General features: G+C 45.7%; 13 protein-coding genes. All 13 read left to right on the top strand.

The features are described 5' to 3' along the window. A partial coding sequence (locus QZZ35_RS06095) for a FecCD family ABC transporter permease (RefSeq protein WP_291236595.1) occupies window positions 1-513 on the top strand: 513 nt, incomplete at its 5' end. Between the two features lies 1 nt (window position 514). Continuing rightward, entirely contained in the window at window positions 515-1,639 is a 1,125-nt protein-coding gene (locus QZZ35_RS06090; protein ID WP_291236594.1) for an ABC transporter ATP-binding protein, read from the top strand. 1 nt (window position 1,640) lies between these two features. Further along, window positions 1,641-3,113 (top strand): cobyric acid synthase, encoded by a 1,473-nt coding sequence (locus tag QZZ35_RS06085; RefSeq protein WP_291236593.1) that lies wholly within the window; start codon window positions 1,641-1,643, stop codon window positions 3,111-3,113. Further along, complete coding sequence (gene cbiB, locus QZZ35_RS06080) at window positions 3,082-4,086, top strand: adenosylcobinamide-phosphate synthase CbiB (RefSeq protein WP_291236592.1); 1,005 nt, start codon at window positions 3,082-3,084, stop codon at window positions 4,084-4,086. Before QZZ35_RS06085 ends, cbiB begins: the two co-directional genes overlap by 32 nt. 23 nt (window positions 4,087-4,109) lie before the next feature. Next, window positions 4,110-4,748: a precorrin-8X methylmutase gene (locus tag QZZ35_RS06075; protein ID WP_291236591.1), complete on the top strand. Its 639-nt coding sequence runs from the start codon at window positions 4,110-4,112 to the stop codon at window positions 4,746-4,748. Window positions 4,749-4,752: 4 nt separating this feature from the next. Continuing rightward, entirely contained in the window at window positions 4,753-5,844 is a 1,092-nt protein-coding gene (gene cbiD / locus QZZ35_RS06070; protein ID WP_291236590.1) for a cobalt-precorrin-5B (C(1))-methyltransferase CbiD, read from the top strand. Then, window positions 5,829-6,596, top strand: a complete 768-nt coding sequence (gene cobM, locus QZZ35_RS06065) for a precorrin-4 C(11)-methyltransferase (RefSeq protein ID WP_291236589.1) — start codon at window positions 5,829-5,831, stop codon at window positions 6,594-6,596. The genes cbiD and cobM overlap by 16 nt, the downstream gene beginning before the upstream one ends. After that, on the top strand, window positions 6,593-7,654 hold the full coding sequence (locus QZZ35_RS06060) for a cobalt-precorrin 5A hydrolase (RefSeq protein WP_291236588.1): 1,062 nt from the start codon (window positions 6,593-6,595) through the stop codon (window positions 7,652-7,654). The genes cobM and QZZ35_RS06060 overlap by 4 nt, the downstream gene beginning before the upstream one ends. After that, window positions 7,644-8,405, top strand: coding sequence for a precorrin-3B C(17)-methyltransferase (gene cobJ, locus QZZ35_RS06055; RefSeq protein WP_291236596.1), 762 nt, complete (start codon window positions 7,644-7,646; stop codon window positions 8,403-8,405). The genes QZZ35_RS06060 and cobJ overlap by 11 nt, the downstream gene beginning before the upstream one ends. After that, window positions 8,371-10,398, top strand: a complete 2,028-nt coding sequence (cobK, locus tag QZZ35_RS06050; protein ID WP_291236587.1) for a precorrin-6A reductase — start codon at window positions 8,371-8,373, stop codon at window positions 10,396-10,398. Before cobJ ends, cobK begins: the two co-directional genes overlap by 35 nt. Before the next feature lie 11 nt (window positions 10,399-10,409). Continuing rightward, complete coding sequence (locus QZZ35_RS06045) at window positions 10,410-11,783, top strand: cobyrinate a,c-diamide synthase (protein WP_291236586.1); 1,374 nt, start codon at window positions 10,410-10,412, stop codon at window positions 11,781-11,783. Between the two features lie 15 nt (window positions 11,784-11,798). After that, window positions 11,799-12,038: a cysteine-rich small domain-containing protein gene (locus QZZ35_RS11635; RefSeq protein WP_291236585.1), complete on the top strand. Its 240-nt coding sequence runs from the start codon at window positions 11,799-11,801 to the stop codon at window positions 12,036-12,038. Between the two features lie 71 nt (window positions 12,039-12,109). Beyond that, window positions 12,110-12,831, top strand: a 722-nt coding sequence (locus QZZ35_RS06035) for a Y-family DNA polymerase (protein WP_442899872.1), incomplete at its 3' end; no start/stop codon positions are given.

The raw sequence follows: 12,831 nt of genomic DNA, 5'->3' as shown, positions 1-12,831 counted from the left end.
TTTATGGTTACCTTTGCCCAGGATGCGGATATCGTCAATCTCCACAACTGGTCGCGGGGAAGTTTTTCGGGCATGTCCTGGAGCAATGTCTGTGTGATGACGGTCGTTGTGCTGGCTGCATCTTTTGCTGTTTTTATGCTGTCCAAACCGATCGGTGCCTATCAGCTGGGTGAAAATTATGCGGAAAACATGGGGGTAAATGTCCGTTGCCTTCGCATATTGCTTATTCTTTTATCAAGTGTTTTATCCGGATGCGTCGTCGCTTATGCAGGGCCGATTTCTTTTGTCGGCATAGCGGTTCCCCATCTGATGAAGGCTTATATGGGGACGGCAAAGCCCATCTGGATGATTCCGGCCAGCTTTTTGGGCGGCAGTGCATTTTGTCTGGCCTGTGATCTGATCGCACGCATGGCATTTGCACCGACGGAACTGAGTATCAGCACTGTGACGGCAATTTTTGGGGCGCCGGTCGTCCTTTGGGTCATGCAGAACCGAAGAAGAGGGAAAGGATAATATGGATAGTTATTATTTTTATACGAAGCGTCTTTGTGTAGGATATAAGGAAAAGGCCGTCATAAAAGATATTGAAATTTCTTTGCCAAAGGGTGAGATTTTAACTCTGATCGGGCCGAACGGAGCAGGAAAATCGACCGTGCTCAAAAGTATTGCGGGACAGCTTAAAACTTTGGACGGTGTCATTTATCTTGGGAAAACAGCATTGACCGATATGAAAGCGGATGAGAGGGCAAAGAAAATGTCTGTGGTGCTTACTGAAAAGATAAAAACAGAAATGATGACCTGCGAGGAAGTGGTGGCGACAGGGCGCTATCCCTATACAGGGCGGTTCGGAATTTTGTCAGAGGAGGATAAACGGGTGGTGGAGGAAGCCATCGGACTTATTCATATCGAAGATATCCGGGAAAAAGATTTTGCGAAGATCAGTGACGGACAAAAACAGAGGGTCATGCTTGCGAGGGCCATGTGCCAGGAACCGGAGATACTGATCCTTGATGAGCCGACCTCCTATCTGGATGTCAAATATAAGCTGGAGTTTTTATCCCTCTTGCAGGAAATGCGGAGGAAGAAGGAACTCACGGTGATCATGTCACTGCACGAACTTGAGCTGGCAGAGCGGGTTTCAGACAAGATTCTCTGCTTAAAAGGTGAATACACGGAAAAATACGGTACTCCGGGTGAAGTTTTTACAGAAGGGTACATAAAGCGATTATTCGATATGACAAAAGGCAGTTTTGACGAGGAAAACGGAAATATGGAATTAGAGCCGGTAAAAGGTGTACCGGAGATTTTTGTTATTGCGGGAGGCGGTACCGGCAGACCTGTTTTTCGGAGGCTGCAAAGAGAGGGGAAAGCTTTTGCGGCAGGCATACTCTATGAGAATGATCTGGATTTTCCTCCGGCAAAGGCTCTGGCGGTAAATGTTATAGGGGCAAAGGCTTTTGAACCGATGGCTGTAGATCTGGCAGAGCAGGCAAAGCAGATCATCGATCAATGCGGCCGTGTGATCTGTACCCGAAAAAATTTTGGCAGTTTTGAAATGCTGAATAAGGAACTGCTCGATTATGCGATGAAAACAAATAAAAGGATTGAAATATACGAAATACAGAAAGGCATGAAGTGATATGTCAAAAGTGATCATGATTCAGGGCACAATGTCAAATGCGGGAAAAAGTCTGTTAACGGCGGGATTGTGCAGGATAATGAAACAGGACGGATATCGGGTGGCCCCTTTTAAGTCTCAGAATATGGCGCTGAATTCTTTTATTACGAAGGAAGGCCTTGAGATGGGAAGAGCCCAGGTGATGCAGGCGGAAGCTGCGGGGATACAGCCGATGGTGTGTATGAATCCCATTTTACTGAAACCGACCAGCCATACCGGCTCTCAGGTCATTGTCAATGGCGAAGTGGTCGGAAATATGGGGGCCAGAGATTATTTTAAGTATAAGACACAGTTGATTCCGGAGATTAAAAAAGCCTTCCGGGAACTGGAAAAGATAGCGGATATCATTGTCATTGAAGGGGCGGGAAGCCCGGCGGAGATCAATCTTCGGGAAAATGATATTGTCAACATGGGCATGGCGGAAATTGCGGATGCGCCGGTGCTTCTGGTGGGCGATATCGACAGGGGCGGCGTATTTGCACAGCTTCTTGGAACGCTGATGCTTCTTGGCGAAGAGGAAAAATCCAGAGTTAAAGGGCTGATTATCAACAAATTCCGGGGAGATAAAACTATACTTGATCCGGGGATTGAAATGCTTGAAGAGAGAGGCGGTGTTCCGGTGGTCGGTGTCATCCCGTATATGGAACTGGCACTGGAAGATGAGGACAGTCTGACGGAACGTTTTAGTGAGACGCGGATCGGTAAGATTGATATGGCGGTCATACGCTATCCCAGAATTTCCAATTTTACGGATTTTAATGTGTTTGAACAGTTGTCGGAGGTGTCTGTGCGGTACGTGACTTCCGCTTCCGAACTTGGACATCCGGATGTGATTTTTTTGCCGGGAAGTAAAAATACGATTCAGGATTTGAAATGGATGCGCCAGAACGGGCTTGAGGCGGCAGTCAAAAAGCTTTCGGAGACGATTCCGGTCTTTGGGATCTGCGGCGGCTATCAGATGCTCGGCAAAGAAATTTCAGACCCGGAGGGCGTGGAAGAAGGCGGAAAGATTCGGGGAATGGAACTTCTCGATGTGATGACCGAGCTTAAAAGGGAGAAAACAAGATGTCAGACGGAAGGAAAAATCAATAAAGTTGGGGGCATCTTTTCGGAACTTTCCGGAATGGATTACAGCGGTTATGAAATTCATATGGGCTGTACGACAAAAGAGGGAGAAACACCTTCGGTCCTTATTGGCGGAGATGAGGGAAATGTTTACGGTTCCTATGTTCACGGCATTTTTGACAGAGGACATATTGCATCCGCGATCATAAAAGCTCTGGCGGATAAAAAGGGACTTACTATTGACAAGGGTGTATTTGAGGATTATAAAAATTTTAAAGAGAGACAATATGATCAACTGGCGGATACATTGAGGGCTTATCTGAATATGGAGGACATTTATGGAATGCTTAATGATGCGCATCTTAAGTAAAGCGATGTTAAAATATCATATGATCGGATTTGCAGCCGGATTTTTTCTGGATATGCTTTTTGGCGATCCCTACTGGCTTCCCCATCCGATCCGCCTTATCGGCAGTCTGATATCGAAACTGGAAGGATGGCTTCTTAAAGGTGAGCGGGATAAAAGAGGGGAGATTTTCAGAGGCATCGTCCTGGTTTTTATAGTAATTTCTTGCACAATGATTGGTTCAGGGATTATTCTTGGTGAGGCATACATGATTCATCCGGGAATCGGGATCACGGTGGAAGCGGTCATGACGTATCAGATTCTGGCAGCAAAATGTCTGAAAACGGAGAGCATGAAAGTCTATACATGTCTGAAAGAAAACGATCTTGTGAAAGCCCGGAGGGCGGTATCTATGATCGTTGGGAGAGACACGGCGGTTCTTGATGAGGAAGGTGTTGCGAAGGCGGCGATCGAGACGGTGGCAGAAAATACATCCGATGGAGTGATCGCGCCGATGCTCTATGCGGCGCTGGGCGGCCCGGTACTTGGGTTTGCATATAAAGCTGTAAATACGATGGATTCCATGGTTGGCTACAAAAACGATAAATATATGTATTTCGGAAGAGCCGCAGCCAAACTGGACGATGTGGTCAATTATATACCCTCCAGGATCAGTGCAGGTCTTATGATTTTATCGGCTTTTGTCGGAGGCGGTGCTTATTCGGGAAAAAGAGCATGGATGATCTACCGGCGGGACAGAAGAAAACATGCCAGTCCAAATTCAGCTCAGACAGAGTCAGTCTGTGCGGGAGCATTGGGCATACGTCTTGCGGGCAATGCCAGTTATTTCGGAAAAATAGTAGAGAAGCCCTATATCGGCGATCCTGTCCGAAAGGTATCCTTTGAAGATATTCGGCGGGCAAACGATTTGATGTACCGGACAGCTATTTTGTGTGAACTGTTGTGCCTCGGTTGTATGGGGTTAGGTATCGTATAAAAATAAAAGCGGCAGGTGAGAAAATGAAAGGAATTGAACATGTACTCCCGGAAGAAATTGAAAAAAGAAGTTTTGAGATAATTTCAGAGGAGCTCGAAAAAAAAGGTATTGTACTCCCGAAAGGGGAGGAAATGATCACGAAACGGGTGATCCATACAAGTGCGGATTTTGATTATGCAAAGACCCTTGTTTTTTCAGAGGGGGCTGTAGATATTGTGAAAGATCTGATCCGGAAGGGTGCGGATATTGTGACAGACACCAATATGGCCCTCTCCGGCATCAACAAAAAAGTTCTTGCTGGATTCGGCGGGGAGGCCCACTGCTTTATGGCGGATGAGGAGGTTGCAAGAATTGCAAAACAGCGGGGAACGACCCGGGCCGCTGTTTGTATGGAGAAAGCATCCGAAATCCCTAAACCTGTCATTTTTGCGGTTGGAAATGCGCCGACGGCACTGATTCAGCTTTATGAGATGTATCAGAACAGAGGATGGAAACCGGCCTTCGTCATTGGTGTTCCTGTAGGCTTTGTCAATGTGGAGGCGGCAAAAGAGATGATCATGGAAACGGATATCCCTTATATTATTAATGTGGGCAGAAAGGGCGGAAGCAATGTGGCCGCAGCGATCTGCAATGCACTTTTATATGAATTGAGAAAGGAATAAAGGGATGCGGTACGGTTTTACGACAGGCAGCTGTGCGGCTGCCGCGGCGAAGGCGGCGGCCTATATGCTTTTGAGCGGGACAGAAAAACAGGAGATCACCATTGAGACACCGAAAGGGATAAATTATCATGCCTGTCTGACGGATATCCAAAGAGAAGAATTATGGGTAAAATGTGGGGTCATTAAAGATGGCGGAGATGACCCGGATATTACGACAGGAGCCCATATTTTTGCAAAGGTTTCCTATGGAAAAAAGGGAGATCAGGGAATAGAGATTGACGGCGGTATCGGTGTGGGGCGCGTCACAAAGCCCGGGCTGGATCAGCCGGTTGGAAATGCGGCCATCAATCATGTTCCGCGGGAGATGATTGTCCGAGAAGTCGGAGAGGTCTGTCGTTTTTTTGATTATACCGGTCAGCTGAAAATAGAGATTTCCGTTCCCGAGGGAGAAAGACTGGCAGAGCAGACCTTTAATCCGAGACTAGGAATTACAGGCGGTATTTCCATTCTCGGAACAAGCGGTATTGTAGAACCGATGAGCAGTCAGGCTCTTATAGATACGATCCGCATAGAGCTTAATCAGAGAAGGGCAGAGGGACATGATTCGGTTATTATTTCTCCGGGAAATTACGGCATGGATTTCATGAAAAAGGCTTATCATTATGATCTGGATCAAAGCGTGAAATGCAGCAATTTTATCGGAGATACAATAGATATGGCTGCAGATATGGGATTTAAGCGGCTGCTTCTCGCAGGTCATATCGGAAAACTTGTGAAGGTGGCCGGAGGTATTATGAATACCCATTCAAGAGAAGCGGACTGCCGCATGGAATTGCTTGCCGCCTTTTCATTTCGTGCCGGTGTGGAGCCGCATTATATTCATAAACTATTTGAATGTGTGACAACAGAGGAGGCTGTTTGGATATTAAAAAAGAGCGAAAAGTTTGATCTGGTCATGAAAAGTATTGTGGAACGTATATGTTACTATATGGAAAAACGTTCGAAAGGGAAGCTTAATGTGGATTGTATTATTTACACAAATGAGCTGGGAGAATTAGCAAAAAGCGAGGGGGCGGAGAAATGGTTTATTTTGTAGGCGCGGGGACAGGTGCTCCGGATCTTATTACTGTCCGGGGAATGAAACTGTTAAATCAGGCGGATGTTGTTATTTATGCGGGATCGTTAGTCAATCCAGAATTATTGGCGTATACAAAAAAAGAGTGCGAGATCTATGACAGTGCAAGGCTTACGCTGGAAGAAGTACTGGATATTATGAAAAAGGCAGAGGAAGAAGGAAAAATGACCGTACGGCTCCATACCGGCGATCCGAGTGTTTACGGTGCGGTGAGAGAGCAGATGGATGCCCTTGACGCCATGGATATAAAATACGAAAGCTGTCCGGGCGTCAGTGCCTGTTTCGGTGCGGCGGCTTCCTTGAATCTGGAGTATACACTTCCGGGAATTTCTCAGTCACTGATCATCACTCGAATGGAGGGACGGACAAAGGTTCCGGAAAAGGAAAGTATCGAGAGTTTTGCGGCACATCAGGCATCCATGGCCATTTATCTGAGTGCTGGTATGCTTGAGGAATTGAGTAAAAAACTGATCGCGGGCGGATATTCTCCGGATACACCGGCAGCCATTGTCTATAAAGCAACCTGGCCGGATGAGAAAGCCTTTACATGTACAGTGTCAACTTTGTATGAGACGGCCCACGCCCATGGCATTACAAAAACAGCACTTGTTCTTGTCGGGGATGTGATCACTCATCAGAATTATAAAAAATCAAGACTTTATGCGGCTGATTTTTCTACAGAATTCCGACAGGCAAAGGAAAAAGAACAATGAAAATAAGTATTATAAGTTTTACAGAAAATGGTGCGAAGCTTTCCGAAATGATTTCCGAAAAACTGGGAGAGCAGGAAACAGAACTTTTCACAAAATGCACCTATTTTTCGGGTATCGGTGAAAGCGTTCGGAAGATCGATGTGCCTGTTGTCTGCTGGGCGGGAGAACAGATGGCAAAGGGAAATGGGTTGATCTTTATCGGGGCCTGCGGCATCGCTGTGCGGGCGATTGCTCCCCATATTGTCAGTAAGCTTTCAGACAGTCCGGTCATCGTCATAGATGAAAAGGGCGATTATGTCATACCGATTTTATCCGGACATATCGGCGGAGCAAATGAACTGGCTTGCCGCATTGCCGAGTGTATCGGGGCAGTGCCTGTCATCACAACGGCGACAGATATACGGAAAAAGTTTGCGGTCGATCTTTTTGCAAAAAAGAACGGACTTTTTATTGAGAATAAAGAGGGTATTGCAAAAATATCAGCGAAGGTTCTGGCGGGAGAAAAAATCCGTCTGTCGGTGGAGGCGGGACATATGGATACAGAAGAGGGATTGCCGGAAAATTTTTCCCGGATTTCCTATCCGCCAAATGAAAAAGCGGATATTCTCATAACATCCGGGGAGGGGCAGTTTGAAGCGGCACTTACATTAAGGCCGAAAGAATATATCATCGGCGCGGGATGCAAAAAGGGGAAAGATCCGGAGATGTTTTCCGCCTTTATCCGAAACAATCTTGTAAAGGCGGGAATCCGAGAAGATCAGATCTATGCCCTTGCATCCATTGATGTGAAAGAGAATGAACCGGCAATGGTCGAATGGAGTCAAAAAAGAAAGATTCCTTTTTTAACATACAGCAGTGAAGAACTTTTATCCGCGGAGGGAGATTTTTCGGAATCGGATTTTGTAAAAAGTCAGGTCGGCGTGGGAAATGTGTGCGAACGGTCCGCAATGAAGGCGGCCGGACCGGGCGGTGAGCTGATCTTTAAAAAATACGCGGAAGACGGAATGACAATTGGAATTGCAAAACGAAGGTGGCGAGTAAGATTTGATGAAACATAAAATTTATGTGGTCGGTATAGGACCGGGAAGAGAGGATATGATGACAGGGGCGGCTTTAGAAGCTCTGGAACAGTCGGATGTGATTGTAGGGTACCATGTCTATCTCGACCTTCTTGGGGAAAAATTTCGAAAAAAAGAGCGGATCTCAACGCCGATGCGTCAGGAAAAAGAGCGGTGTATCCGGTGCTTTGAGGAGGCAAAAAAAGGCAAACAGGTGGCCATGATATGCAGCGGTGATGCGGGAATTTACGGGATGGCATCTTTGATGTATGAGATCGGTAAAGATTATCCGGAGACAGAACTTGAGGTCATTGCCGGTATCACTGCGGCGAGCAGCGGCGCCGCCCTCCTGGGGGCACCCCTGAATCATGATTTTTGTGTGATCAGTCTGAGCGATCTTCTGACGCCCTGGGAAAAGATTGAAAAACGGCTTCGGGCGGCGGCAGAGGGAGATTTTGCCATGGCAATTTATAATCCGTCCAGCCGAAAGCGAAAAGATTATTTAAAGAGAGCCTGTGATATTCTTCTTGATATCATTGAGGAAGACAGACCTTGCGGATATGTGGAAAATATCGGACGTGAGGGAACAAAAGTAGTAACCTGTACACTGAAAGAATTGAGAAACTGTGAGACAAACATGTTTACAACCGTGTTTATAGGAAATTCAGGCTCAGAAATCATAAACGGAAAGCTGATTACAAAGCGAGGGTATCAAATTGAGAGAAATACTGATATTTGCAGGGACAACTGAAGGAAGGAAATTATCTGAGGTGCTGTGTGATTCCGGAATCCATCACAGGATATGTGTGGCGACCGAATATGGTGAAATCCTTTTAAAACATCATCCCTGCAGGAAGATCCATCGGGGACGCATGGAGCCGGAAGAAATGCGGGATTTTATTGTAAAGGGCAGTTTTGCGGCTGTCGTTGACGGGACCCATCCTTATGCGGAGATTGTGACGAAAAACATTCAGGCAGCCGTGGAGGGGACCGGCATACCTTACATGCGGCTTCTTCGGCAGAATGATACCGAAGGGGAAGATATAAATCGGAAATATTTTGAGTCGGCAAGTCTGTGTGCCAAAGCTTTAGAGCAGGTGGAGGGAAATATTCTTCTTACAACAGGTACTAAAGATTTGGAAAAATTTTGTTCTTCCGACGGTGTAAAAAAACGTCTTTATGTCCGGATTCTTCCCGGTGCGGAAAGTCTTTCCCTTTGTACGTCACAGGGAATTGAAGGAAAACAGATCATTGCCATGCAGGGACCTTTTTCAGAAGAGATGAATCTGGCTCTGATCCGTCAGTTTCAGATTGGCTGTCTGGTTACAAAAGAGAGCGGAAATGCGGGAGGATACAGAGAAAAACTGGAGGCGGCCAAAAAGGCCGGTATTGAGGTTTTTGTGATTAAACGAAAAGAAGAAGAGGGCTATTCCTTTGCCCAGATCTGTGATCAGCTTGAACAGATTTGTCATACGAAGATTTGCCGAAAAGGCCCTATGGATATTGTCCTTGCGGGGATCGGAATGGGAAACGCTCGTAATATGACGCTGGAAGTTTATGAAGCCATAAAAGGTGCGGATATTCTTCTCGGAGCGGAGCGGATGATTGCTCCCTACAGCCCGCATATCGAAAAAAGGCCTTATTATCTTGCAAAGCAGATTATTCCCTATCTTAAGGAGATTCAGGAGAAGAATGTGTTTTTTGAAGAACGGAAGGTTGTCATACTTTTTTCAGGAGACAGCGGATTTTACAGTGGATGTAAGGATGTCTTTCAGGCTTTGGAAAAAGAGATCCGCATGAAAAATATACAAGGGTCGGTGCGCATTTTACCGGGGATTTCTTCGGTGGCCTGCCTGGCCTCCCGCATCGGAGAAAGTTATGAGGATGCGGGGGTTTTCAGTATCCATGGGAAAGATGTGTATAATCTTGCGGAAAAGATCCGATGCCGGGAAAAGACATTTTTGCTTATGTCGGGAGTGAAGGATGTCCATAAGCTTGGCACGTTGCTTCTTGAGTCGGGACTTTCCCGGTGTGAGGTGAGTGTCGGGTATCAGCTTTCCTATGAGGAAGAAAAAATCATCCGATTGACGCCGGAAGAATGTCCGGAGCTGGATGGGGAAGGCCTGTATACCTGCTTTATAAAAAATCCGGAAGTGTCTCCGAAAAGGTTTACGCACGGAAAAGCGGACGACGATTTTATCCGGGGCAAAGTGCCGATGACAAAGGAAGAAGTGAGAGACGTCAGCATCTGCAAACTTGGATTATATAAAGGGGCTGTTGTCTATGATATCGGAAGCGGTACAGGTTCCATCGCTATGGAGATTGCAGGCCTGTCGGATAATATTTTTGTTTATGCGATTGAGCGAAAACCGGAGGCGATTTCTCTGATTAAAAGCAATAAGGAGAAATTTCATCTTCAGAATATACAGATTGTTGAGGCAGAGGCACCGGAAAAGATGGATGAACTTTTGCCGGCGACCCATGCATTTATCGGTGGCAGCGGCGGACATCTCAAAGAAATTTTATCGGAACTTTACAATATCAATCCGAATATGCGTATCGTCATCAACGCGATCAGTCTGGAGACGATCGCTGAGATAAAAAATTGTCTGGAAAATTTTAAGATCCGGGAAGAGGAGATGATCCAGATGCAGGTCAGCCGGAGCAAAAAAGCCGGAGGGTATCATCTGATGCGGGCAGAAAATCCGGTATGGATATGTTCCTTCCGCTTTTTTGAAGAATGAGGAAAGAGAAAATGAGATTAAAACGTGTAATGATCGGGGCACCAAAAAGCGGCAGCGGAAAAACGCTGGTTACCTGTGCCCTGCTGCAGGCATTGAAAAATCAGGGGAAGAAGGTCATCTCCTATAAATGCGGGCCGGATTATATTGATCCTATGTTCCATGAAACCGTGCTTCAGATTCCCTCTAAAAATCTGGATACATTTTTTTCCGCAGAAGAAGATGTAAAGCGATTGTTTCTGGAGGGAAGAACAGAGGATGACGTTGCTGTGATCGAAGGTGTCATGGGCCTGTTTGACGGTCTTGGCGGTATACGCGAGGAAGGTTCCTCCTATCATCTGGCAAAAGTCACCAAAACACCGATTATACTGGTCGTGGACGCAAAGGGGATGGGGAGATCCCTTCTTGCTTTGATTTCCGGTTTTTTAAATTATGATACGGAACATCTGATCAAGGGTGTCATTTTGAACAGAATGTCAAAGTCCTATTACCATATCATGAAACCCCTTATTGAAGAAGAATTAAAGATAAAAGTTGTCGGTTATTTTCCGGAGCAAAAAGAAAATTCTGTCGGCAGCAGACATCTGGGGCTTGTCATGCCTGAAGAGATTTCCGATATAAGGAAGAAACTTGAAAAGCTTTCGGAAACCTTTGAAAGGACCGTCTCTCTTGAACAGATTGAAGAAATCGGAGCCCATGCCGAAAATCTGTCCTATGATTCAAAGGATCTACCTGACATGTCAAGGGAGACGAAGGAGAACAAACCGGTCATCGGTGTGGCAAAAGATGAAGCTTTTTGTTTTTATTACAGAGATAATCTTAAATTACTTGAAAGCTTCGGCGCCCGAATGGTTTTCTTTTCGCCGCTTCATGATAAAGAGATTCCAAAGGAATGTGATGGATTGTTATTCGGGGGAGGCTATCCGGAATTGTATGCTAAAAAACTCAGTGACAATAGAAGGATGCGGGCGTCTGTAAAAAGGGCAGCTGCCGGAGGCATGCCGATCGTTGCCGAGTGCGGCGGTTTTATGTATCTGCATTCATCGCTTATTGATCCTGAGGGCGTCGCATATCCGATGGCGGATGTGGTCGAAGGCGAATGCTTTTATACGGGAAAACTTGTCCGTTTTGGTTATGTGGAGCTCCGGGAAAAGAAAAGTAATTTTCTTTCCGCAAATGCGAAGATCAAGGGTCATGAATTTCACTATTACGACAGCACACAAAACGGGATGGACTGTATCGGCAGAAAACCGGTATCCGGTCAGGAATATGCCTGTATCCTTGCAAAAGGAAATCAGTGGCTTGGATTTCCGCATCTTTATTATCCGTCAAATCCCGGATTTGCAAAAGCCTTTGTAGATAAGGTCAGAAAATATAAGAAGCGATAGAAAGTGAATTTGTTTATGGAAAATTCTTATAAATTTTTTGAAAACAGGGACTGCAAATATTTTCCCTGCCACAAAGGATTAGAGGAACTGAATTGTCTGTTTTGTTATTGTCCCATGTATTTTAAGGAGAAGTGTCTCGGAAATCCCAAATACAGTGAAAAAGGGGGACGATCTATAAAGGTATGCACAGACTGTACATTTCCCCATCGTCCGGAGAATTATGACAAAATTATACAGTTTTTAAAACAGGTATAGTACTTGAAAACAAACTTATGTTCTGATATAATGTAAAAAACAAACATATGTACGAAAAGAGGCATCAGAACATGAAGGATAGGATAAGGACATACTTGTGTATTGATTTAAAATCTTTTTATGCTTCGGTAGAGTGCGTGGAGCGTGGACTGGATCCGATGAAGAGCCGCCTGGTCGTTGCGGATCCTGAGCGGACCAGCAAGACGATTTGTCTGGCGGTATCTCCGGCGATGAAAGCACTGGGAATTCCGGGACGATGCCGGGTATTTGAGATTCCTGAGAATGTGGAATATATTATGGCACCACCGAGAATGCAGCTCTATATCGACTATTCGGCAGAAATATACAGTATTTATCTGAAGTATATTTCGAAAGAGGACATTCATGTCTATTCCATCGATGAAGTTTTTATGGATGTGACGGATTATCTGGAGATGTACCACATGTCCGGACAGGAACTTGGCATACAGATTATGAAAGATATTCTGAAGACGACAGGCATTACAGCCTCATGCGGTATCGGGACGAATCTGTATCTTGCCAAGATTGCTATGGATATTCTTGCAAAGCATGGGAAAGAACACATCGCTGTTCTGGATGAGGATCGTTATCGCAAGATTTTGTGGCGTTACCGGCCGATGACAGATTTCTGGAGGATCGGCCGGGGAATTGCCGGACGTCTGGAACGGGCAGGGATGCTTACGATGGAAGATGTGGCGATGGCGGATCCGGCTTTATTATACCGGATGTTTGGCGTGGATGCGGAACTGCTGATCGATCATGCCTGGGGCAG

The organism is Frisingicoccus sp. (genome assembly GCA_016298055.1).
Lineage (GTDB): Bacteria > Bacillota > Clostridia > Lachnospirales > Lachnospiraceae > Frisingicoccus.
Note: the sequence above shows the minus strand (reverse complement) of the source record. Positions and strands in the feature narration are given on the sequence as shown.